General features: G+C 46.1%; 24 protein-coding genes and 1 pseudogene. 15 read left to right on the top strand and 10 right to left on the bottom strand.

Translation table 11 applies throughout. The features are described 5' to 3' along the window. Positions 1–71: 71 nt before the first annotated feature. The 4 genes from HW560_RS08315 to HW560_RS08330 all read right to left on the bottom strand — a co-directional run bounded on the left by HW560_RS08315 (position 72) and on the right by HW560_RS08330 (position 2,948). Complete coding sequence (locus HW560_RS08315) at positions 72–386, bottom strand: DMT family transporter (protein ID WP_090903482.1); 315 nt, start codon at positions 384–386, stop codon at positions 72–74. Continuing rightward, positions 386–727: a DMT family transporter gene (locus HW560_RS08320; RefSeq protein WP_090903483.1), complete on the bottom strand. Its 342-nt coding sequence runs from the start codon at positions 725–727 to the stop codon at positions 386–388. Before HW560_RS08320 ends, HW560_RS08315 begins: the two co-directional genes overlap by 1 nt. Continuing rightward, on the bottom strand, positions 724–1,347 hold the full coding sequence (locus HW560_RS08325; protein ID WP_090903484.1) for a TetR/AcrR family transcriptional regulator: 624 nt from the start codon (positions 1,345–1,347) through the stop codon (positions 724–726). The genes HW560_RS08320 and HW560_RS08325 overlap by 4 nt, the downstream gene beginning before the upstream one ends. 125 nt (positions 1,348–1,472) lie before the next feature. Further along, on the bottom strand, positions 1,473–2,948 hold the full coding sequence (locus HW560_RS08330; RefSeq protein WP_256222267.1) for a phospholipase D family protein: 1,476 nt from the start codon (positions 2,946–2,948) through the stop codon (positions 1,473–1,475). Between the two features lie 321 nt (positions 2,949–3,269). Between HW560_RS08330 and HW560_RS08335 the strand changes: the two genes are divergently transcribed. The 9 genes from HW560_RS08335 (at position 3,270) to fni (ending at position 13,891) form a co-directional block, all read left to right on the top strand. After that, the gene (locus HW560_RS08335; RefSeq protein ID WP_090903646.1) at positions 3,270–4,202 is read left to right on the top strand and encodes a MerR family transcriptional regulator; all 933 of its coding nucleotides are present in this window, start codon (positions 3,270–3,272) and stop codon (positions 4,200–4,202) included. Positions 4,203–4,487: 285 nt separating this feature from the next. Beyond that, positions 4,488–6,038, top strand: a complete 1,551-nt coding sequence (locus tag HW560_RS08340) for a phytoene desaturase family protein (RefSeq protein ID WP_090903486.1) — start codon at positions 4,488–4,490, stop codon at positions 6,036–6,038. Next, entirely contained in the window at positions 6,035–7,498 is a 1,464-nt protein-coding gene (locus HW560_RS08345) for a phytoene desaturase family protein (protein WP_179262748.1), read from the top strand. The genes HW560_RS08340 and HW560_RS08345 overlap by 4 nt, the downstream gene beginning before the upstream one ends. Continuing rightward, positions 7,495–8,367 carry a phytoene/squalene synthase family protein gene (locus HW560_RS08350; RefSeq protein ID WP_179262750.1) on the top strand — a complete coding sequence of 291 codons (873 nt, stop codon included), beginning with the start codon at positions 7,495–7,497 and terminating at the stop codon, positions 8,365–8,367. The genes HW560_RS08345 and HW560_RS08350 overlap by 4 nt, the downstream gene beginning before the upstream one ends. After that, on the top strand, positions 8,367–9,134 hold the full coding sequence (locus HW560_RS08355; RefSeq protein ID WP_179262752.1) for a carotenoid biosynthesis protein: 768 nt from the start codon (positions 8,367–8,369) through the stop codon (positions 9,132–9,134). Before HW560_RS08350 ends, HW560_RS08355 begins: the two co-directional genes overlap by 1 nt. Continuing rightward, complete coding sequence (locus tag HW560_RS08360; protein WP_090903490.1) at positions 9,103–9,861, top strand: lysophospholipid acyltransferase family protein; 759 nt, start codon at positions 9,103–9,105, stop codon at positions 9,859–9,861. The genes HW560_RS08355 and HW560_RS08360 overlap by 32 nt, the downstream gene beginning before the upstream one ends. A 2-nt stretch (positions 9,862–9,863) precedes the next feature. Further along, positions 9,864–11,012, top strand: a complete 1,149-nt coding sequence (locus HW560_RS08365; protein ID WP_179262754.1) for a glycosyltransferase family 2 protein — start codon at positions 9,864–9,866, stop codon at positions 11,010–11,012. Then, entirely contained in the window at positions 11,009–12,490 is a 1,482-nt protein-coding gene (locus HW560_RS08370) for a phytoene desaturase family protein (RefSeq protein WP_179262756.1), read from the top strand. The genes HW560_RS08365 and HW560_RS08370 overlap by 4 nt, the downstream gene beginning before the upstream one ends. A gap of 333 nt (positions 12,491–12,823) precedes the next feature. Beyond that, positions 12,824–13,891: a type 2 isopentenyl-diphosphate Delta-isomerase gene (gene fni / locus HW560_RS08375; RefSeq protein ID WP_090903493.1), complete on the top strand. Its 1,068-nt coding sequence runs from the start codon at positions 12,824–12,826 to the stop codon at positions 13,889–13,891. 241 nt (positions 13,892–14,132) lie between these two features. On the opposite strand, the gene HW560_RS08380 is transcribed toward fni, so the two are convergent. Continuing rightward, the gene (locus HW560_RS08380) at positions 14,133–14,591 is read right to left on the bottom strand and encodes a hypothetical protein (RefSeq protein WP_179262758.1); all 459 of its coding nucleotides are present in this window, start codon (positions 14,589–14,591) and stop codon (positions 14,133–14,135) included. 286 nt (positions 14,592–14,877) lie between these two features. Here HW560_RS08380 and HW560_RS08385 point away from each other — a divergent pair. Next, positions 14,878–15,264: pseudogene (locus HW560_RS08385) on the top strand (transposase); the annotation flags it as partial. Positions 15,265–15,667: 403 nt separating this feature from the next. Here the strand turns inward: HW560_RS08385 and HW560_RS08390 are convergent. The 3 genes from HW560_RS08390 to HW560_RS08400 all read right to left on the bottom strand — a co-directional run bounded on the left by HW560_RS08390 (position 15,668) and on the right by HW560_RS08400 (position 17,443). Further along, entirely contained in the window at positions 15,668–16,117 is a 450-nt protein-coding gene (locus tag HW560_RS08390; protein ID WP_090903495.1) for a membrane lipoprotein lipid attachment site-containing protein, read from the bottom strand. 77 nt (positions 16,118–16,194) lie between these two features. Continuing rightward, positions 16,195–17,061, bottom strand: a complete 867-nt coding sequence (locus HW560_RS08395) for a hypothetical protein (protein WP_143067068.1) — start codon at positions 17,059–17,061, stop codon at positions 16,195–16,197. 124 nt (positions 17,062–17,185) lie between these two features. Then, a complete protein-coding gene (locus HW560_RS08400) occupies positions 17,186–17,443 on the bottom strand; it encodes a hypothetical protein (RefSeq protein WP_090903497.1) in 258 nt (85 codons plus the stop codon). Positions 17,444–17,604: 161 nt separating this feature from the next. On the opposite strand from HW560_RS08400, the gene HW560_RS08405 reads away from it, so the two are divergent. Further along, positions 17,605–18,987 carry a transcriptional regulator gene (locus HW560_RS08405; protein ID WP_090903498.1) on the top strand — a complete coding sequence of 461 codons (1,383 nt, stop codon included), beginning with the start codon at positions 17,605–17,607 and terminating at the stop codon, positions 18,985–18,987. A 355-nt stretch (positions 18,988–19,342) separates the two neighbouring features. Further along, positions 19,343–19,516 carry an aspartyl-phosphate phosphatase Spo0E family protein gene (locus HW560_RS08410; protein WP_090903499.1) on the top strand — a complete coding sequence of 58 codons (174 nt, stop codon included), beginning with the start codon at positions 19,343–19,345 and terminating at the stop codon, positions 19,514–19,516. An 81-nt stretch (positions 19,517–19,597) separates the two neighbouring features. Here HW560_RS08410 and HW560_RS08415 read toward each other — a convergent pair whose 3' ends face one another. Then, positions 19,598–20,029 (bottom strand): hypothetical protein, encoded by a 432-nt coding sequence (locus tag HW560_RS08415; protein ID WP_179262760.1) that lies wholly within the window; start codon positions 20,027–20,029, stop codon positions 19,598–19,600. A gap of 263 nt (positions 20,030–20,292) precedes the next feature. Further along, the gene (locus HW560_RS34390) at positions 20,293–20,373 is read right to left on the bottom strand and encodes a putative holin-like toxin (protein WP_350338859.1); all 81 of its coding nucleotides are present in this window, start codon (positions 20,371–20,373) and stop codon (positions 20,293–20,295) included. Between the two features lie 184 nt (positions 20,374–20,557). Here HW560_RS34390 and HW560_RS08420 point away from each other — a divergent pair, with 184 nt between their 5' ends. The 3 genes from HW560_RS08420 (at position 20,558) to prfA (ending at position 23,990) form a co-directional block, all read left to right on the top strand. Next, positions 20,558–21,028: a GNAT family N-acetyltransferase gene (locus HW560_RS08420; protein WP_090903501.1), complete on the top strand. Its 471-nt coding sequence runs from the start codon at positions 20,558–20,560 to the stop codon at positions 21,026–21,028. Positions 21,029–21,220: 192 nt separating this feature from the next. Beyond that, positions 21,221–22,321 (top strand): redox-regulated ATPase YchF, encoded by a 1,101-nt coding sequence (gene ychF / locus HW560_RS08425; protein WP_090903502.1) that lies wholly within the window; start codon positions 21,221–21,223, stop codon positions 22,319–22,321. Between the two features lie 601 nt (positions 22,322–22,922). Then, on the top strand, positions 22,923–23,990 hold the full coding sequence (gene prfA / locus HW560_RS08430) for a peptide chain release factor 1 (RefSeq protein WP_090903503.1): 1,068 nt from the start codon (positions 22,923–22,925) through the stop codon (positions 23,988–23,990). Positions 23,991–24,010 lie beyond the last annotated feature (20 nt).

The following is a 24,010-nucleotide window of genomic DNA, read 5'->3' on the forward strand; positions in this document are numbered from 1 at the left end:
TTAATTTATTTAGATTATCGAAGTGAAGTTAAGAACCGCACGATAACGGAGAGTAGGGAACCCATTATATCTTACGTAATCAGTTTCAATCCAATCGCCGCCACCAAAATCATGGCAATAAACAGCAACCGCTTTGCTTCCTTCCGCTCACCGAACAGGAACATACCTGTAAGCGTACTGCCCACCGTACCAATTCCAGTCCACACCGCATACGCGGTACCCATGGGAATGGACGTCATCGCATAGGATAACAGGGAGAAGCTGAATACGAACGATACAAGCATGAGCACGATATAAGGCCAGCCCTTCCGGGAAGAAGCACCATTAATGCCGATGACGCCAAAAATTTCACATATGCCTGCACCCACAATTGCCATCCAAGCCATTATGCTTCACCTCCTTTTGCCGATTGTTGATCCGTGACCAGTTTCAGTCCGATCACACCACATAGCAGCAGACCGATTAACAAAACTTTGGCTAGTGAGAATGCTTCACCAAATAGCAGCATTTCAGTCAGTACCGTACCTGCGGTACCAATCCCGGTAAATACGGCATACACCGTACCCACAGGCAATCTTTTGGAAGCAGCGATGATTAATCCAAAGCTCAGGATGATGGCCAGGGCCGTCAAAGCCCATTCCCAAACATTGGAGGCGTGTTTCAGCCCACTTACCCATACAATCTCAATGAGCCCTCCGACAAATACATATAACCAGTTGCGGTTCATGATGATGAATCTCCTTTCGGCACAACGGGCTGTGCCTCTTGTTTCAGATGATGAATGCCATGCCAGTAAACAGGCCAGGAAGCTTCAATCCGTCTCTTGTATCGACGTGAACTTCCATAAATAATCTCAACTGTGATGCCATCGAGAAAAGTCATAAAGGCAATCGCAGCTTGTTCCGCTGGAACAGCCTGTAATTCTCCCTTGCGTGTCGCCCTTTGCAGCAGCCGTGTCAGTGACCGCTCCATACCGTCGAGAAACGGATAAACTAGATCCATCACTTCGTTATATAGCGAAAGCGGCGGGAAATAGCACATACGCAGCATAAAGCGGGCAGAGGCGTTACAGTTATACTCTTGCTCAAACCATATCAGCAGACCCTTCAACCTTTGTTCCAGAGGAAGATCGGCGTGGTCACGGAAGTATTCCAGCGTTCGACGCTGAACCTCCTTGAAGGCATGCGCAAGGGTGTGCAAAAACAAGTCATCCTTGCCGCTAAAATGTGCATATATGGACGGTTTTTTAATCCCGACTTCGTCAGCAATAGCTCTTAAGGAAGCTCCTTCATATCCATCTCTTGCAAAATAGAACAGGGCAGCATCCCGAATCGAATGTGCAGTCATTAATATCACCTTCCTAACGGTCGTTAGGTAACCTATATTTTCACATTTTACATTCGCTGTCAAGGCACAAAAAACGCCTGCACGATAGTGTACAGGCGGGTTTATGCTTGAGATTTTATCTTCAATTAGAAGGTCGTTAAACCCAAAATCAGTTGCAGCTTATATACGATTTCTTTCAAAAATGTAGTCTTCTCCTGAAATTCATCCAGGTTCAGGGTGAACTCGGCATCTTCATTATTCCAGATTCGATCAAAATAATTCGCGATATCTTGAGTAAATGAGTTGTCTGGTGGGGCAGCCACCCAGAGGTCATTTTCCAAATTATAATCATTCATGTTTCTGGGGGTGAAGTTGGTCGATCCTCCAAGGACGATGTGATCCCCGGTGCCTTTGGCAATGTACATCATCTTGGTATGATATTGCTCCTTGGTTGTGTTATACCAGCGAATTTGGATTTTGCCATCCGATTTATCATGCAACTCCGCAGCTACAGGACGATTGGGAATGCCGGTTTTCTCCTGACCAAAAGCATTTTCGTTCGGGTCGAGCACAAGCCGTATTTCGGTTCCCCGTTTCGAGGCTTCGAGCAGGGCGTCCAGAACTTTGGGTGAAGCGATGTAGAACATGCCCATCCATAAGGTATCACCTTTTGTGGATTGATTGATCTCATGGAGCGCTGCGTCATTCACTTTGCCCTCGGTCAGATAGCGAATTCGCAAATCTCCCTTATTCGGATCTGTCGAAGGAGCAGTGTAGGAAGGAAGCTTTCCCCCGCCTGAGAAATTCAGCACAGCCTGTTCCGACTCAAGGATATCTCCGATGATCGGTCCGCTTATTTCAAAAGCAATGTTCGAATGATAGGCACTGGCATCATGAACATTGCCTGAGGACACAATAGCCGTCTTCTCACTGACCACCACTTTGCGATGGTTGGCCTTCACATTGAGCAATTTAAGGTAGGAACGCACAGTAACATCCGGTCCATCGGTTGCCATCAGGTTCGGAATCCAGCCATTCCCGGATTGTCCAAACCACTGGAAGAAGGTGCGCCAGACTGCGGAGTAGACAGGAGTGGAGTCACGTAAAGGGTCCACATTTGTAATGGCCACGTGAATTCCGGCCTGTTTCATCTGCTCCAGTAACGGGTTGGGTGCAGAGTTGTAGTTGGTGTTCACTTCATCCGTAATGAACCAGATATCCATATCGGGTTTTTGAAGCTTTTTGGCAATCAGTGTTTCCGTAAACTCGGTGCTGATGGGTGGAAATTGCTGACCTTTGTGCTGGTAATTATTGAATAAAAACATATCAACGACGACGAACTGTTCAGCGTCTTCAACGATCTGTTGCATGCGCTGGAAAATCTGCTGTTCGTGCTCCATCTGTCCATCAGCGGATGGATAGGTCAGATCATGCAGAAATTGCACCTGATCCACACGGTATTCAGGGCTTTCATAGGAAATGCCAGCTGGTAACGGTTTATACGTCTGGTAGAGCATGACGCCGATGAGCCATAGCACCAGTAGTAGGAGACCTGTTCGTATGTATGGAAATTTGCCTCGTGAAGATTTGCGGTCGGATGTTTGGCGGCGATAAGAAAACAAAAATAACTCCCCTTTCTGAACGTGCTGACTTCTATTACCACCCGGATGACAACATTGACGCAGAGAGACTAACGGATTATTTATATCGTCAGGAGATCGTTCGTCTACATCTTGTACCCGGGAAAGAGTTGAATGGTATTTGGATGGATCGGGCAGGTTTAAGAATAGTATGGATGCATCGACAGTAATATGACCGTTGTGTATAATGAGTGTATTATTTTTGTGGAATGTTCGGATTTTCATATACCTGACAAGGACGGGATAAGGATTCGTTTAACCTGCGAAAGTCTGGCTATTACAGGAAAGAAAGTGGGTAATAAGGTGTATTCCATCAAACAAGTCGCTGCCATGCTGGGTATTCCGACGGTAACGCTCCGGGCTTGGGAGAATCGGTACAGTGCGGTCACCCCTGAGCGGACGGAATCGGGTTATCGCTTGTACACCGAAGAGAATGTTGCAGATCTGCGCTGGTTGAAAGAGCAGGTGGAGCAGCACCAGACGAATATTTCGGAAGCGGTACGCATGCTCAAGGAGAATAAAACCAGTCCACATGAAGCTGCGTTACCTACGTCGTTAACGCCTCCAGTACCCACGATGGAAGAGGCATATGTACGTATAGCCGATCAGATCTACGACTCGCTATACAACTTTCAGGGCGAACGGGCCAATGGTCTGATTGATTTTGGCTTTACCATGTACGGGTATGATTCCATGTTTTATCATGTGCTGGTGCCCATTCTGGTTCGGGTTGGGGATGCATGGGAGCAGGGCAGGGCTTCGGTCGCTCAGGAGCATTTTATGACTCAGTTGATCTCACAGCGCTTTTATCAGTTTTTCCATCTGTTCCCGATCTATCCGCATTTGCCCAAAGTTCTGGCCTTGTGCCCAGAAGGGGAGCATCATCAGGTGGGGTTATTGCTGTTCTCCCTGTTTATGCGTAAAAATGGTGCCGAAGTGCTCTATCTCGGAGCCAACACGCCGGAAGAGGGGCTATTCCCAATAATCCGGGAGCAGAACATCCGATTGGTCTGTCTATCGGTTACCAGTTCCGAACTTCTTGAGCGGTGTGATCAACTCATAGGGCGAATTGTGGACGAGTTCCCGCATATGCGCTTTGTACTTGGAGGCAAGGGCTATGAGCGTACAGAGAACGCACGATATCCGCAGTGGATTATGCCTGGAGATTCAGCGGATTGGCAATCGTGGATGGAACGTGAGTATTTTGTTGAACAATCGCCTGGACGAAGATACTGATGGGTATGCTTTTATGAAATGTATTTTAAAATAGAATGTATAGGTTTAGGTATACAGGACATCCTTTGACGCAAGAGCGCAGAGGGTGTTTTTTTTGTATCCCAAAATATCTTTTCAAGAGAATTTGACCAGCGGGTCATTTTTTGTTTTAATAGGTGTATAATATTTGTACTATATTTGTATAATGTTTTTGCGTTTACCCGCTTGAACTGTTCATGGGCGGTTTAATATAGGTTGAAGACTATAGTCCTAGAGATAGTTCTTAACATAGGAAAGGTGAGTGGCATGATACCGAATCAGCAACGTAAACGTGCAGCTGTCATTGGTGCAGGTCCGGGTGGACTTGCAGCAGCGATGTTATTGTCCGGCCAGGGGTACGACGTAGATGTGTATGAGAAACAGCCAGTCATTGGGGGACGTTCCGCCAGACTGGAGCTGGGCGAATATCGGTTCGACCGGGGTGCAACGTTTTTGATGATGCCTCAGCTGATTGAAGAGATGTTCGATGTTGTAGGACGCAAGCTATCCGACTATGTGGAGATGAAAGAGCTGACTCCGCTGTATGCTCTGAACTTTGGCGATAAGGTGTTTACGCCTTCCCGCAATCGTGAAGATACAGCCGCACAGATCAAGGAACTTTTCCCCGGCAACGAGGACAATTACCTTCGGTTCATGCAGGAAGAAGAAGTGAAGTTTGGCAAAGTCATGCCTTTGCTGCGCAGGCCTTTCGGAAAACTGGCCGATTATTTGAGAAAAGACGCCATATCGGCTCTGCCGAAACTGGACATTAACAATACAGTATACGGCATCCTGTCCCGTTACTTTACAGACGAGCGTCTCCGCTGGGCATTTACGTTCCAGTCCAAATACCTCGGCATGTCCGCTTGGGATTGCCCGGGTACGTTTACGATTCTGTCGTTTATTGAGCACCATTATGGATTGTTTCATCCTATTGGTGGGGTCAATCGCGTATTTCAAGCCATGGCTGATGTCGTGGAGGAGTACGGAGGACGAATACATACATCCTGTCCAGTTCAACAGGTCATTGTTCGCAATGGGAGAGCAGAAGGTATTTTGCTTGAAAACGGTGAACGCATCGAAACGGATCATGTCGTTGTTAATGCAGACTTCGCACATGCGGTGAATCATCTGTTTGAACCAGGCGTACTCAAGAAATATACACCCGAGAAAATGAAACGCAAGAAGTTCTCCTGCTCCACAGCGATGTTGTATCTGGGGGTAGACGGTGATGTCGATCTGCCGCACCATTCCATTTATTTTCCCGAGGACTATCGACTGAACGTCGACGAGATTACGAAGCACAAAGTGTTGTCTGCTGATCCATCTCTCTATATTCATAACCCGTCCAGACTCGATTCGACGCTCGCACCGGAAGGAAAATCTGCTCTTTATGTTCTCATGCCTACACCGAACCTGACTGGCGACATCAATTGGGAGGTGGAACGGGAGAACGTGCGGGAGGCGATGATGAAGCGGATGGAATCGATTCCTGAGCTGGCAGACATCCGCAGCCGTATTGAAGAATCCATGATGTTTACGCCGCTGGACTGGCAAAATGAACTGGATGTGTATCGCGGAGCAACGTTCAACATGGCTCATAACCTCGGACAGATGATGTACTTGAGGCCGCATAACCAGTTTGAGGAGTTGAAAAAAGTGTGGCTGGTGGGTGGCGGAACCCACCCGGGCAGTGGATTACCGACCATCTTCGAATCAGCTCGGATCAGCGTGAAGCTAATTCAGGAAGAGGACGCTCGCACGAGCTCTAAACCATCCTCGTATGTGAAGACGGCGGAAGCGGGAGGCCATTCATGAAACGGGCTGCCATCGTAGGTGCGGGCATTGGTGGACTGACTTCAGCGTTGCTGCTGAATAAACAGGGTTGGGATGTAACGGTATACGAACGGGGTTCCAGAGTTGGAGGTCGTATCGGCTACGAGCAGGAAGGGGACTATCGAATCGATCAGGGCCCTACGATCGTACTTCTGCCCGAGATGCTGCTTGGCATTTTGGAGGAAGCGGGGGTGGATCGTTCGAAGGTTGAGCTGCTGCGTTGTGATCCATTGTACAGGGTGCATTACAGTAGTGGACGTGTGATGACCAAAATGACGGCTCGTGAACAGCAGGCCGAAGAGATTGAACGTCTCTTCCCTGGAGAAAGCCAAGGATTCTCGAAATTTATGAAAGATATGGACACGCTGTTTCCGGCTGGACGGGCTGCGTTTCTGGAACGGGCTTTTCCACGAAAAAGGGATTTCTTCACTCCCTCTCTGATGTCCCTGATGGGCCGATTACGCGCACACAAGAGTGTACGGAAGGCTGTAGGTGATTATTTTCAGCATGAGGAACTATTGGATGCATATTCGCTGCAAAGTCTCTACATTGGAGGCTCTCCCTTCGGTACGCCGGGCATTTACTCCCTTCTTCCTTATGCAGAGCACGAATATGGCATTTGGATGGTGAAAGGCGGTTATGCTGCATTACCTGCCATACTGGAACAGGAACTAATATCACGTGGTGGACGTGTCGTATTAAACACCGAAGTGACGGGACTGAATATTAAAAATGGTGTATGCGAAGGTATAGAAACCGCCGCAGGCGCAGAAAATGTGGATGCAGTTATCTACAATGGTGATTTCCCCCACCTGTCTGGTCTGCTTGGTCAGACGCCTGATGGTTCACGCAAACGAAAGCCATATCGTCCCTCATCGGGATGTGTGTTGATCTATGCGGGGGTAGACAAAACCTGGGAGGATGCCACGACGCATCAGTTTTTCCTGCCCCCAAGTCTGGACGGCAGTTTACGGGAAGTGTTTAACCAGCGCCGCATTCCGGCAAAGTCCTCTTTTTATGTATTCAATCCGGCTGCATTGGACGAGACGGCAGCTCCGCCAGGTCAGAGTGTGTTGTACTTCCTCATTCCGGTGCCGGATGCCGATGGTGTCGACTGGTCTCGGGAGAGCGAGGCGCTGGCAGAGCGTGTGCTGGAAGAAGCGGAACAACGTGGATTTCCGGGACTCCGTGAAGCGATCAGGTGGCAAAAAATACGTACTCCCGCTGACGCTGAGCGTGACGGGCTGTATGGCGGCGGCAGCTTTGGCATCGCACCCGTACTGTTCCAATCCGGTGTATATCGTCCGCAACCGAAGCCGTTCCCGGCAATTCGGGGACTATATGCGGCAGGAGCGTCTGTACATCCGGGAGGCGGGGTTCCTATTGTGATGCAAAGTGCACGGATGGCAGTAAATCTACTCACGAAGGAGATGGAAACATGAATGAAGCGATTTTGAACAAATGTGAGGAATTAATGCAAAAGGGCTCGTCATCTTTTTATCAAGCCTTCAGAGGTCTGCCCAGCCCACGCCGCGAGGCCGTGTACGTGATCTATGCTTTTTGCCGCATGATCGATGACAGTGTGGATGAGCCGGAGCAGTCGCCCTATACGATTCATGAAATCCGCAATCTCTTCAGTCAGTTGGAAGAAGCGGAAGGACATTTTATTTGGCCGGCATTACGATGGCTGTTTACAAGCTTCCCTCATTTAGATAAAGGGCCTTTCTTCCGTCAAATGGACGGACAACTAACCGATCTTAAAGTCACGCATTATACAACGATGGAGGAACTGGAGCATTATTGTTATCTGGTTGCCGGAACCGTGGGCGAGATGCTGCTGCCTGTATTGCGGGATGATAACGGAGCTGAAGTCGCAATCAACGGGATTGCGCTGGGCAAAGGTATGCAGATCGTCAATATTATCCGTGATGTGGGCGAAGACCGGGCAAGAGCCCGCCGCTATGTACCGCTGGAGTTGATGGAGGAGCATGGATATTCCGAACAGGATTGGACTAACGGTGTGGTTGACGAAAGGTTTAAAGCCATTATTCATGAACTAAAAGCAGCTGCGCTGGGCTGGTTCCGAGTAGGTATGGACCGTCTGGATACGTATCCAACCGAAAGTGCATTTGCCATTGAGCTGGCGGCAGCCTTTTACTCGACCATTCTGCATGCGGTTGAGCGCAACGACTACGACGTGTATACCAAGCGTGCATTTGTTAGTGATGAGCTGAAACTGGAGATGCTGGGTGCCATTGTGAAACGTTATCCAATGCTGGCTTACCAAGCCTCCCGCACGGCGGTATCCTGATGGTTCAGGGCCTGTACTGGGCGTGGTATTTCATCGGAGCGGCACTGATGCTGACGATTGGCGTTCCGGATGTACTGTCCTTCTCCAACGGCTTGTTTCTAATCTTCTATGCACTGTACGTGCTGGATCTGATATATCAAGGACGGAAACGGACAGGGTTGTCCGACCAGTCAGTCATCTGGATAAAACCTGAACTCTGGCTGGTTTCCTTTATTATATGGCTGGGAGGCATGGGAGTAGAATGGGTCGGCGTGCATACACACTGGCCCTTTGGCGAGTATTCGTATTCGGACTTCTTCGGAATCCACCTGTTCAGTGTACCCGTTACATTAGGCTTCGCCTGGATTGCCGTAGTTGGTAACTCGGCTCTGCTCAGTGGCGGTGGCTCGACCTGGACCGGCAAGCTGATCCGGGCGGTTAAGACCGGATTTTGGGCTATCGTGCTCGATCTGGTACTGGACCCGGTTGCGCATGCCAGAGGATTCTGGCAATGGCAGGCTCCAGGTGGATTCTACGGTGTGCCCTGGACCAATTACATAAGCTGGTTTGTAATGGGAGCGTTCCTCTCCTTGTTTCTTCCGGCAATGCCTTCAGATCGAAGCTCATTGCTGCGTGCGAAATGGTTGTATCAGCTGTTTATTCTTTTGTTTGGGTTACTAGCTCTCAAAGAAGGAATTACGGGCAGCTTTATCATTGCTATTGTGGGTGTGCTTCTTGCTGAGGGGAGCTGGCTATATGATTCGCGCCGTAAAATCAAAACCGTTTAACCGGATTTTTTCCTTATACAATCATTATTATTTGCTGCGGAGACGTTTTCGCTCGTTTACATTATCAGGTTCATTGGACCCGCTACTCCCGAATACGGATTCACCCATGGAACCGGATCAACCGGTCATCTATTTCATGAACCACAGCTCCTGGTGGGATGGTCTGCTGCTCTATCATGCGTCGCAGCAGACTTCCCGTGGAGATCATTATGTCATGATGGAAGAAGAGCAGCTGCGACAATATGCCTTTTTTCGCAAACTTGGCGCGTATTCAATCAACAAGGAGAATGCATCCAGCATTCGAACCTCCTTGCAATATACGACCGAGCTGCTTCAATCTGGCAAAAGGGTCTGGATCTTCCCCCAAGGGGAAATTCTGCATCAGGATGCCAGGCCAATCGAGTTTCGTCCAGGCATTGGTCTGCTGCTACGCCGCTCCTCGCGCGCCGTAGCTGTACCCGTGACTTTGTGTCATGGCATGGTTCAGCATGATTTGCCGGAAATATCGATGCAGGTGGGTACGCCTGTGATAGAAGATTGGAAGACATGGAAGAGTGAAGAGATTGCCGCCAGATTGAGCAGGGTGCTGGAGCAGCAGTTGAATGATCATAAATCAGAGCTGGTACGCATCGGGCAGGGCAGTTTGCCGGGTGCTTTTCCACTGATCCGCCATGTGCGTTCTACGAGTGAAAAATACGATGCCGCACGAAAGCGGGTGAACCGTTAGCGATGAATGCATCTGAAATAGGATGGATTATACTGACTTGTGTATTGGGCGTTCAGTTGGTGTTCGCAGTATGGAACGTCTCCTGTCTGCCCAAAGTGCGTTCATTCAACGCAGACGAATTCAAAAACAAGGATATCCTGGTCTCTGTGCTGATCCCTGCCCGCAACGAGAAACTCCACATTCAAGGATGTCTGGAAAGTGTGCTTGCCAGCGATACATCCGGATTTCGGATGGAAGTACTGGTGCTGGATGATCGCTCTGAAGATGAGACCGCTGCTATAGTTCAGGGGATTGCTGATCGTGATCCACGTGTGCGCCTGCTGCATGGCGTGGAGCTGCCCGCAGGCTGGATGGGTAAATCTCATGCCTGTCACCGACTGGTGCAGGAGGCCAAGGGTGAATGGTTTATGTTCGTGGATGCCGATGTGCGCTTGGAACCTGCAGCCATTCGGCAGACGATTGCTGCGGGGTGTGAGCAAGGTGGGGGCCTCGTCACAGGATTCCCCTATCAGGTGACGAAGACCTGGATGGAAAAGCTCGTTGTGCCCATGATGGTGTTCACCATCATCAGTCATCTTCCTATTTTCATGATACGCAGATCATCTAATCCGATGTTTGTAGCCGCTACTGGGGCTTTTTTGCTCATTCATCGTTCCAGTTATAAGGCCTCCGGTGGACATGCTGCAATCCAGGCTGATCTGGTCGATGACATGAGTCTGGCGAAGGCGGTTAAGCGTGCGGGACATCCCGTTATGTTGGCCGATGTTCATGACGTGACGAATACACGAATGTACCAGAATGGTGCAGAAGTGTGGAACGGGTATAAGAAAAACATGTACGAAGGCATGGGGCGCAAAGATGTGCTGCTGTTGGGCACGATGCTGATGTATACACTGATGTATATTGTGCCTCCGCTCGGTCTGGTTATCGGTTTGTTGACGGGCAATGCTATGTCCATCATCTATGGTCTTACGGGAACCGTGCTCGGGATGGCAGTCAAAAGGGTATCGGATCACGCTGGAGGACAACCCTGGTGGCTTGCTTTCCTGCAACCGATTAGTATGGCCTGTGTCATTGCGATTGGTATAGCTTCCTGGCAGGCAGGTCGTTCCGGCAAGGGGTATGTATGGAAAGGTAGGCGGTACAGTTGAAGGGTAACGTCATTATTATCGGAGCAGGCTTTGGAGGTCTATCGTGTGCCATTCGGTTAGCTTCACAGGGCGTACGGGTCACCATTCTGGAACGGCAGGAGCGGGTAGGTGGAAAGCTGCAACAGATTGAGCAGGGTGGATATCATTTTGACCGAGGGCCAAGTACGATCACGATGCCCGCAAGCTTCCGTTCCGTCTTCGATCACGCAAGTGTAGTGATGGAGGATTACGTGCAGTTATACGAGCTGGAACCACGTACACGTAATATATTTGCAGATGGGACCGTGGTCGATTTGTCGGGCAATCGAGGGTGGATGAAGGAGCAGATTGCTGACTACAGCCCAGAGGATGCAGCCCGTTATGATGCATTTATGGATGAGTCTGCTGCGCTGTATGCGGAAGCTAATCGTCATTTTCTTGGGAAGCTGCTGTTGTCGCCCAAGGATAAATATAATCTTCGAATGCTGCGCAGTCTGCTGCGTGTACGGCCTACAGTGAAGCTGGACAAGCTGCTGCGTTCTTATTTCCAGCACCCCCATACCCTTGCGATGTTCGGTCGGTATGCGACCTATGTTGGATCATCGCCCTATCAGGCGCCTTCGATCTTTGCCATGATGGGCCATGTGGAAGCAGAAGAGGGTGTCTATGGGGTGAAAGGTGGAACCTATCAACTCATAGAAGCCATGACACAGCTTGCACAGGAAAAAGGGGTGCAGATCGTTACTGGCATCGAAGTCCGGCAAATTGTTGTCAGGCATGGCAAGGTGGCAGGCGTGGATACGGATCAGGGCTTCCGGGAAGCCGATCAGGTTGTTGCAAATGGAGATGTGCTGAGCGTCAATCGGCTGCTGCTTGCGCCAGAATATCGCAAACAGATGAGTGATCAACGAATTCGCAAGTATGAGCCGTCGATTTCGGGGTTTGTAACATTGGCTGGTGTGCGGAGACAGTATGAATCCCTGCTGCACCATACCGTCTTTTTTCCGGAACGGTATGAACCGGAGTTTGACCATATTTTCCGTGACCGAAAAATGCCTGCCGATCCCACGATCTACATCTGTTATTCCGGTTATTCGGAAGCGGGTATGGCTCCAGCGGGAGCCAGCAATCTGTTCATTCTGGTGAACGCTCCGTATTTGTCGGACTCCTGGCATTGGGATGAGCAGATGGATCGTTATGGAGAATTGGTGTTGGAGAAGCTGGCCGAGAGGGGAATTATGGGATTGAAGCAGTCGGATGTCCTGATCCGGTACACGCCACAGGATATTGAACGGGAAACCCTGGCCCATCAAGGGTCGATCTACGGCATCTCGTCCAACTCCGTGAAGCAGACCTTCATGCGCCCCGGCAACAAAAGCAAGGATGTGCAAGGGCTGTGGTACGTGGGTGGCACGACGCATCCGGGCGGCGGCACGCCCATTGTGACGTTATCCGGGCAGCTTGTTGGCGCGCAGCTTGCATCGGAGATCGTAACGTAAGTTATAGAAACAATTCGTATAACAGAATAACTGATCCAACCTCCAAATATTTGAGCAGCCAATATAAATGGGGCCTCGAAATTCAAGCTAATGTTGGGTTTCGGGGCACCCTTTCCATTGCTGGGACGGAACGTTATACTGGTAGAGTTGACGCATTGAGTGTAAATATCATTTATAATATAGATCCAAATCATACCGTTTGTACGTTACATAATAAGAATTAATATTTCTGAGAATCTCTCTGCTGCACTGGGCAACATCCTGAACGGAACCTGGCCGAAACTGGCAATGATCCTGTCCATCAGCACTATTCTCACATAAGGAGGTCTCATCATGAATGAACAAGAGCGAGCTGGCGAACGGCTGCTTCCCGAGGTGGCTACGGGGGAACGGAAGCTGGAGCATGTGCGCCTCTGTCTTGAAGAGAATGTGGCAGGAGAAGGGGTAACCAGCGGAATGGAGCGGTATGCTTTTCGTCATAACCCGTTACCTGAATTGAATTTTGAAGAGGTAAGTCTGGAGACTGCGTTTATTGGTAAAAGGGTGCGCACACCCCTGCTCATCAGTTCGATGACGGGTGGAAGCAAAACAACGGGCGCCATCAATGAGCGGCTTGCCCGTGTGGCAAACGCCCGAGGCTGGGCACTCGGCGTAGGTTCGATTCGTGCTGCCGTGGAACAGCCGGAACTGGCAACCACCTTTGATGTGCGGCGCTGGGCACCGGATATTCCGGTCATCGCGAACCTCGGTGCGGTGCAGCTGAACTACGGCTTCAATACTGCTGATTTTCAGCGGGCAGTTGAGATTGCCGGCGCGGATATGCTGGTGCTGCATTTGAACACGTTGCAGGAGGTTTTCCAGCCGGAAGGGAACACGGATTTTAGCGGATTGCTTTATCGAATCGAGGATCTGTGCCGTCAATTGGATGTGCCTGTTGGCGTGAAAGAAGTGGGTTTTGGCATCGATGGAGTAACGGCACAGCGATTGTACGAAGCAGGTGTGGCCTTTATCGATGTGGCTGGAGCAGGTGGTACAAGCTGGGTGCAGGTCGAGAAGTTCCGGAATTCTAATCCGGTACGTCGTGCGGCAGCGGAAGCTTTTGCAGATTGGGGCATTCCGACAGCGGAGTGTATTCAGGAAGTGAGATCGGTAAACCCGGAAGGTGTTCTGATTGGCAGCGGTGGATTGTACACTGGCGTGGATGCGGCCAAAGCGCTGGCGCTTGGTGCGGATCTGGCTGGGTTCGGGCGATCTTTGCTGGAATCTGCGGTCGCTTCCGATGATGCGCTGAATGAGCGGTTGGAGCAGGTCGAATTCGAGCTGCGTACCGTCATGTTTGGCATTGGTGCAGGGCGGATCGAGGATTTGAAAGGCACACCACGTCTGGTGGAGCGGCGTTAGGCCGGGGACGAAAACGGAGGTGCGAACCCTGAGCCTACATGATTTCCCTGGGGGATTCGCACCTCGAATCTTGTCGAAAACATTGTTTTCGTGACCTTTTGGCAACAGTGGTGTTCGAAGAAATTTATTCCACTCATAAAATAAAAAAACAATCCATTAGGACTGCTTTCTTCTGGGTAAAATTAATCTTTCATTATAAAAACAGAGCGACACATGTATTGCTCTATTATTTAACATTCTCTTACATTGTCCTAATTATTTGAATGCCATTAATTAAGTATTGAGTAAGCTGCCCCTTTCCCAATAGGTGCTGTATGGCTCCATTCTTATTATCATTTTTCACACTATTATAATACGCAATAAACGAATCCCTTGGTGTATACCCATCATTTTCGTCATAACTTTCCGTTTGTTCAACATTGTTTTCATGTTCAATAGAGACAGAACGGTGATGATCGCGTCCAGAATACATTATTGATTGGATAATTGCAATATCGTATTTGGATAATATTTCTAAATAATCTTCAATATTGCTTCTTGCGTGTTGACTGTGTTCGTCTTCAACATACTTTTCGAATTTCTCAATAGAACTAAGGTGTCCGTAGTGTTCTTCTAAAGCTCTTGCCGCTTGATCACATACTTGTTTAAGTTGAATTATCTCTTCAACAACTGGAATCAAATCTTTCGCTCTGCTGATCATTTATCCAATACCTCCAACAATTAATATGTAATAGTTTCTCTGTTGTTATACTTGCATAAATATAATTGGTAAAATTAAACTTTTATTGGTGATGTTATATTATTGTATTCTTGAATCCCTTCATCTTTTCACGCATTCTATCATGTCCACATTTTCATTTATCACAGCTTTTGTAGAACGATTAGGCTAATTTTATTCCATCATAACTGTCCATCTCTTTCTTGTAAAATAACTAATAATAGACGGATTGTAATATGAAGTGCGACACCTATTGGAAATAAATAAGCTGGCGGGATTTCTGGCGGAATTTGGAGATCTGAGCGGTTATGAGCATGGACAGCAGCTTATTCGGCTGGCCGGACTGAATCTCAAAGAGAATAGTTCGGGAAAGAAAAAAGGCAAGTCCAGCATTACGAAACGTGGACGCGCACGCTTAAGGGCTCTGCTATTCCGGGCGGTCATGCCCATGGTAGCAAAAAACACGGAATTCAAGGCATTGCACCAGTACTTCACGAAGCGAAGTCAGAATCCACTGAAGAAAAAGCAATCGCTCGTAGCCTTGTGCGGGAAACTCATACGTGTCCTGCATACGCTCGGCACCAAGCAAATTCCGTACGATGCAAACGACGTGCTAGGACCAGTACGTCAGGCTCAGTTACAGATGGCAGCTTAAGAAAAACCGAACTTACGTTTCTCACCGGAATGAAAGAACTAAGACAAAGGAAGCACGGAGCAGCCGCAGGAATCAATTCCATAAGGGCAACGACCCTGTAAAGGAGCAAGAAACGGCGTCCATGTCTTGAGAGGCAGAACGAAGGAATGTAAGGGCAGTGACCCAATGTGAAATGGAGGGTAAGCCGTCAAGAGTCAGGTGTGGATATCCAAGTGCGATCACAAGAATGATCCAGGGGTTGGAGACAACTTCCTCCAATCTCTATTCCCGCCACTGGCTCCACTATAAATAATGTAATTATTACATGAATTATCCATATATCGAATAGTCTATGGTTAAAAATCTAAGAATGAGTGAGTAAACAAGAGAAAATATTAATTTATAGTGGGAGTGTCTTGCATAATCACTCCATTGCTTTTAAATTTTCTTCTATACTCCTCGCCTCCTCTAGGCTTGATGCGGGAGAACTTATGATTAAACCATCCTTATTGTATTCCTCATTAGTTAATTGCTTGTATAATGACGGTTCAGTAATTACAATTGCAAATTGATTATCCGAAGTATTCAAGTAAATATCTCCTAGTACTGTTCTTTCTGAGCCTTCATATGATATTAATAAGGAATTATGTTTAAAAAGTACTTTTTTAAAATTAATTTCATTTATTGATAACGAACCCTCATAGTTATTATCATCTTTATTGAAATGACCTTTTAAACTCACCTCTATCTCCTTACTTATTTTGTAGTCTTCACTAAACATATAAGACGGTGATGATATATCAATTTTCTCATTGTTGCTGCACGCTGAAAGAACAAGCAAACCAAGGAAAATAACAAAAATTATTCTCTTCATCTTTACACCTCCACAATAAGTAAGAAGATAAGGGGACTTAATCTAAAAAATTCTGCCCCCTCTTTAAGGTATAATATTTAATACTTAAATTTACCGGAGACATTTACTGGTACAACAGTTCCAGCTTGGTAACCATAATACAAAGGAGATAGAGTATTTTTAGCGAGTTGAGTTAATCTTGCTTCATCGTAAAAATAGTCACCAGCTTGACCGGATATTTGCCCTAGATCATAATTACTCGGTGTATACCGGACAGAATTTTTATAGTACACAACATTAAGCTGAGCAGAACTATTTTTCTTAGTTGAAGTTGCCATTGGTGCCCAGATATATTGGAAACCATTCCACTGGTACACGTCAACATATTTATAAATTATTACATAGTCATGCATTGTTCTAATGATTGTACTTTTATAGCTATCGTACTCACTATCTTTGATAAATAGATCTAAGACGGTCATAAATGCTCCTACATAAGGGTGCGTCATACCAGCTCCAATATTAAGCAGTTTAAATCCCATCTTAGTTAAGTCCCCTTGCTCATTTCCATATAATGTTTGTGCGCCATAAGAATATTCGGTACGCAGTCTTGTGTCTCCAGGGGATGCCATAATGGTTATAGATCTATCGAAACTATCCACATTATCTACACTATATAGCTTATTCTGATATTCAATTTCTGTGTGCACTGAATAATCGTCAACAGATTCCATTATTTCTTCTATTTCGGATTGAGTCTTTGCATTCTCAAGTTTGCTTTCATATTCAGCCACATCCAATTCCTTTCCTTCACGAATTGCCTTTTTCTTAAGATATTCTTTAGTAATAGTAGTTGATTCTGTTAGAGGATCATAGGTGGAATCTTCTGTAGCACTGACTGGTGAAACCTGTAGAATAAGAGCAAGAGACAGTACCGATCCAAACAGTTTTCTTTTAAAATTCAAAATTTGTACACCTTCCCTTTTTTGGTTTTGTTTCCCTATAAACACTAACATAAATAAAGCGCTTTCATCAAGATAATTTTGTATTTTTTTTACAATTAATGTAGCTCTCTAAGAAAAGCCTTATCTATTTCGTGTGTTTTAACATGACTAGAGTCAGTAGAAAGCCAAACAAACCGTCCAAAGTAAAATGGACGGTTTGTTTGTGTTTCTCTTTAAAGTCAGAAGGTGAAGGCTTCATATTAATCTCAAGCCTTTTCGTTTTTCTTTCGCACAAATCATATATAAGATTGGGTCTGACTTTTGCTTCCCTAGCTAGTGCATTTTTAGTGACGCTGGCTGCATCTAATGTGTAGTCCAATCTTATTTTTATAGAAATAACCAATTCCACCTCCTTTGGAACCACATTACAGCAAATGGGCAATGAAGATAAGTATTTTTATAGTAAAAGTAAATTATTTACAAGTAAAATATTGATATTAAATTCAAAAATATAGTATTATTTTATTGACCATTGCTTAATTTTGCTTGGAAGGTGGTGTACCTTTGAACTCAGTAACCACAATACGTGATCATTTGGCAGACTATTTAAAAACTAACCATATGACACTCAATCAATTCTCTGAGATATCGGGAATTAACTCAGGAACGTTGAGTGGTACGCTGAACGGGCTTCGTCCCATAGGCATGCAGCAGCTGGATCGACTTACTGCAGGGATGGGTTTAACTGAGGGTTACTTCTATGAATTATACATAAATGAGTGTTTTGTACATACAAGCCCGGATTGGCGAAGACTTGGGCCTTTTCTATACCGTTGTGCCGAACTCGGTAAGGTCAATTGTATGGAAGAAGCCGTTAATCTAATTATGGATAATCTTTCCTATGCACCCCTTTTGTTCGAGTTGGCCGAGCAGCTATATCGCGAAGGGAAGTTGGAAGCAGCCAAGCCCCTATATCGTTGTGTAGCTGAAAGTGAGAAAATGCAACACTCTGAACGGTTGGCTCTAAGTCAGTATCGTTTGTTCACGATCGGGCTTTCCAAGGACCAGACGAGCAATCTTGCACTTGCTACGCAGTTTGAGTTTTTTGTAGATCGGCTTGACGAGCCTTATCAGCTGGATGGGTTGAACGATCTGATTAATGTGTATGCTTCTTTGCGCCGATGGGATAAGTTGTTGGAATTGGGCGAGAAACTGAAAGTAAAAGCAACCATTCATTATGAGTTCCAGGGCAACACCAAGCCGAAAGAAGTCAAAAAAGAGATTATATTTTATATTTTGTATTCCTATTTAGTCATGGGAAGTGCCTGTTTTTATCTTGAGGATTACAAGATCGCCCTCGATTATATCACACAGTATATTGACCATAGTTGGGTGAAATCCCCTAGTCAAGCTGAACAAATTGTGATGGAACAATTCCAGGAATGGGCTGAAGCGAATCGTTTTATGTATATGTTGAGAGATGGACAACTACATGTACTACCCGAATACCTGGAGTATATTTCAAATAAAGAAAATGAAGTGTTTCCAGCTTTATGTGAGATTGTCGTTGCAGCTAATCAATATGACTTGGATATTGACTATGTTCTTTACGAATATGAATCATTTGTGCTGTATCAGGAACAGGGTAGCCGAATTGGAAAGATTAGCACTCAGCTTACAGGTGACCGCTACGTTCGTCTATTAATGGGGTTAAGTGAGTATTATTTAAGGAAAAAAGACTATGAAAAAGGTTTCAAAGCGTTATTAGACGGTTTATTCTTTTCTCTTGAAATTAACAGTGGCTTATCTATGCTTAAATGTGTTGGGATATTTGAAAAATATCGAAGTTATGCTTCTGATACAGTGACTCAGCAGTACCAAAATCTGATCTGTGAGGTGCAAAATCTCAATGAGAAAAAAATTAGTTTCGCTTATAGTGGTTTGTAGTATTGTCGTAGTAATGTCTGTTCCAGTAACAACTCAGGCAGATACTGGACAACCACCGGCTATCCAAATGACAACAAACAGTCACGGACTTGGAAGTTAACAAACATAACAAAAAAAAGCGTTTTTTAATTTGAGATGCTTCCTTAAGCAGACTGGTTTAATCCGTCTACCTTATAGGGGGCTTTTTTTCGTATTAGGAATGTCTTTTTTTGCTGTTTTTTTTGAAGGGAGATTAGGAAGCCGTGAGGCTCGGCAACATGGTTACAGACGATGATGACCAAAATGTGTTGGAGTTCGCCTGATTTCCTACTAATTAGCAGAATGGACTAGAATGTTACAACAGGGAGGGGTGAATATGGATTGTGGTGAGCTCAAGTTGCAGATCGAAGCAGCGAGACAAAAGCTCTATCAACTAAAGATGGACTATAACGGAGATCTGCTTCATCCTCATGTTATACAGCAATCTATGGTCCTGGATGATCTAATTAATCAATACAATCAAGTTAAAATAAAAAAGCCGATTAAATAATTCAATCGACTTTGGGCGAGAAACTTTGGCGGGTCGCTCGCCCCTATATTTTAACATAAGTTCTTGGACGAAGTATCGTTATTACATACATTTTTCTTTCACAGTTATCGTTTCGTTGGTTACAGTCACATAAGAGTTGCCAGACAAGTATTCGGTATAACCGCATACCGTCTTGTTATAGGTTTCACCACGGCTGTCCGTAAACTCCAGATAGATGGATCCTTCACCGGAGAGTCGCAGCTGTGGAGCGAACTTCAATTTTTCACCGCTGGGTATACCTTTCTTTAAGGCGTGTGTAGTACCCTCATTGTTTGTATTGGACGAGTCAACGCCGGTGCTCACACGTGCTGTAATATTAGAGAGATCATAATCGGACTGATTATAAATTGTGATCCTTAAATGTCTAAAGGGGTCCATCGCCTGGTAACCCATAGAAATAACTAATCCAATGAAGAGAATCAGTGTAGATAGGATGATTATTTTCCTTTTTGAAAAGGGACGACGCGTATTCATAAGTATTCTGCTCCTTTCTTTCATATAGATATAAACAGAGTGAGGTAACTAAAAGTTGTATAGGAATACGTTGGAACAGGGGCTTGAATTGTGGACTGCGCATTAAAATGCGTGTTATAATAAGGTCAGGAAATGTATAAAATGCAAAGAGAGCCGTGATACCAACACGACTCCCCGTTGCAACAGCCGCTTTTAAGGGCGGTTCGGCTCCGGATTTAGAATGAAAGCCTAAAAATAGACCGCTTCCTTTTGCCGAGGGCGGTCTATTTCCGTTTGTTTGTAAGTATCAAGACAACAAGAGTCGCAAATGAAATCATTAGCGTCATCGCTTGGTATACTTCCACGGGGCATCACCTCCCTTCCGAGAGGTTAGCCGAGACCGCCCATATTAGCCTTTCTGTTGCTTCAGTGATTATACCATAATCTTCATTTTGTTGAATAGGATAACAAATTTAGATAGGGCTCTGTTGGTTGGTAAATACATCACCAGAACTGTATACATATTTATGAATGTGGAGGGATACTCTGATGAAACTTACCGCAATGAATCAAGAAGAATATGCAAATTTCCGTGTTCGCTCGATTAAAGATTTTGCAGAAGAGAAAGTGGAGGCGGGTACTTGGGCTGCGGAAGAGGCGCAAGGACTTGCAGAGGCATCCTACGACAGATATTTGCCTGAAGGGCTGAATACACCGGGTGCTTACCTCTATAATTTGGTACATGCCGTTGACGGGAATGTGGGTTATATCTGGTTTAACATTACGGATAACCGCCGTGGAAAAGACGCTTTTTTGCTGGATATTGTGGTCGAAGAAGCCTATCGGGGCAAGGGTTATGGTACAGAGACGATGGAAGCACTTGAAAGGGAAGCCTTGAGTCTTGGCGTGGATCGCATTGGTCTGCATGTGTTTGGACATAATGTGCGGGCGAGCAGCCTGTATCGCAAAATGGGATATGAGGTAACCGATTTGACGATGTACAAGGATATCAAAGGGTAAATCTAAACACGGATAATCTAAGTCAAACGTATGATCTACGCAAAACGAATCATCCTCTGTAACAGGGGATTTCGGAAAGCGGAGGGTGCTCTGGTCGAATTGGCGAAGTTCCTTGATGCCTTGGGGTTTGTCATATATAATGTATAGGATTATCCATACCGAACAAGTAATCAATGAGGAGTTGTCATATACATGGCTTTGAAAGCTGGAATCGTGGGCCTGCCTAACGTTGGTAAATCCACACTGTTTAACGCAATTACACAAGCTGGTGCCGAATCGGCAAACTATCCGTTCTGTACGATTGACCCTAACGTGGGGATCGTTGAAGTACCGGACGAGCGTTTGGACAAATTGACAGAACTCGTTGTACCGAAAAAAACGGTACCAACGGCGTTTGAATTCGTAGATATTGCAGGTCTTGTTCGCGGTGCGAGCAAAGGCGAAGGTCTTGGTAACAAGTTCCTTGCACACATTCGTGAAGTAGATGCCATTGTACATGTGGTGCGCTGCTTTGTAGACGAGAACATCACACACGTCGATGGCAAAATTGATCCGGTAAGCGACATCCAGACGATCAATCTGGAACTGATTCTGGCCGATATCGAGAGTGTCGAGAAAAAAATTGATCGCTCCAAGAAAAACATGAAGGGCGGCAACAAGTCAGCTGCTCAGGAAGTGGAAGTACTGGAGAAAGTGAAGGCTGTTCTGTACGAAGACAAGCCAGCACGCAGCATGGAGCTTACAGACGAAGAACGTCTGATTGTACGCGATCTGCATTTGCTTACCCTGAAGCCTGTTCTGTACGCAGCCAATGTAGCTGAGGACGAAATCGGCGATGTGGCAAACAATGCTTACGTGCAAAAAGTAAGAGAATTCGCCGCTGCTGAAAATGCAGAAGTGGTGCCGATCAGTGCAAAAGTGGAAGAAGAGATCTCGGAGCTTGAAGGCGAAGATAAACAAATGTTCCTGGAAGAGCTCGGTATCGAGGATTCCGGTCTGAACCTGTTGATCAAAGCTGCTTACAAATTGCTGGGTCTGTATACGTACTTCACAGCAGGCGTACAAGAAGTTCGTGCTTGGACAATCCGTAAGGGTACCAAAGCACCTGGCGCAGCGGGTGTCATTCACACCGACTTCGAGCGCGGATTCATTCGGGCAGAGGTTGTTTCCTACGAGGATCTGGTTGCTGCCGGTTCCATGAACGGTGCGAAAGAACGTGGACAACTTCGTCTTGAAGGTAAAGAGTATGTTGTCAATGACGGCGATGTTATGCACTTCCGCTTCAACGTTTAATATCGATAGTCTAGATAAGAAAACATACTTGAATATACGAGTATAGCAGCTCTGTCGTCTTCTATTGAAGATGGCAGGGCTTTTTACATAGGGCAGAATATTCTTCAATAAGCATTCAACAATAAAATTGCTCTATATCCTGTACATCCTACTGGATTGTTTACTCGCTCTGGATATAATAAAAGGAAGAAGGCTCATGGAAGATGAGCTCTTATAGTCCTTTGCAAATCAATCTGGTTGCTTAAAATAAGTAAATCAAAATTTGGATGCAGATGCTGCAAACAGTTGCTATTCAGGAGCATAAGAATATGCTATAATTAAGAGTCGTATACCTATGTTAAATTTCACGCTCGGCTGAATGGGTTGAAGCGGGTTTGATACCGGGTACGCGATTTCTTTTATATAACTTAAACGTAAAGGATTTGATGACGTTGTAGCGATGTTATACGTCGATCATAAAATGAATGTTACGGTCAGGGATTTCTGAGAACTCCGTGCCTTGTGAAATATAAATGGTCTGATGATGCATGAAATGTATGCCTATCGGAATCGAATGAATGTTGAAATGCTGGAACGAAAATAACGCGTGAGGTGACTATACATGTTTGATAAATTACAGGCGTTAGCCGACCGTTACGAGAAACTCAGCGAGCTGCTGTGTGACCCGGATGTAGCAAGTGACAACAAGAAGCTGCGGGAATATTCCAAAGAACAATCGGATCTGCAGCCCACCTATGAAGCATACAATGAGTACAAACAGGTAAGCCAGGATCTCGAAGCTGCGAAAGAAATGCAGGGCGAGAAGCTGGACGACGAGATGCGTGAAATGGTCAAAATGGAAATTGATGAACTGAGCACTCGCCAGAAAGAATTGGACGAACTGATTCGTGTTCTCATGCTGCCAAAAGACCCGAATGATGATAAAAACGTCATCGTTGAAATTCGTGGAGCAGCTGGTGGGGATGAAGCGGCGCTGTTTGCAGCGGATCTCTATCGGATGTATACACGTTATGCCGATACCCAAGGCTGGCGCGTGGAATTGATGGACGTTAACACAAATGATCTGGGCGGCTTCAAAGAGGTAGTATTCCTGATTAATGGACGCGGCGCTTACAGCAAAATGAAATACGAAAGTGGCGCACACCGTGTGCAACGTATTCCTACAACGGAATCGGGCGGCCGGATTCATACGTCTACTTCCACAGTAGCTGTTATGCCTGAAGCCGAAGATTTCGATATCGAAATTCATGATAAAGATATCCGTGTAGATACGTTCTGTTCCAGTGGTGCCGGTGGACAATCGGTTAATACCACGAAATCGGCTGTACGGGTAACTCACGTTCCAACGGGAATTGTGGCTACTTGTCAGGATGGTAAATCCCAGAACTCGAATAAAGAAAAAGCATTGCAAGTTCTGCGTACGCGTATCTTCGATATGATGCGTCAGGAAGAAGAAGCGAAAATTTCGAGTGAACGGAAGAGCAAAGTGGGTACAGGTGACCGCAGTGAGCGGATTCGTACCTATAATTTCCCGCAAAGCCGTGTTACCGATCACCGGATCGGATTGACGATGCACAAGCTGGATCAAATCATGAATGGTGAGATTGCTGATATCGTATCTGCGCTGACGATTGCCGAGCAGACGGATATGATGGATAGAGGAGAATAATACTGTGACCCGCGCGCAGT

The organism is Paenibacillus sp. E222, assembly GCF_013401555.1.
Lineage (GTDB): Bacteria > Bacillota > Bacilli > Paenibacillales > Paenibacillaceae > Paenibacillus.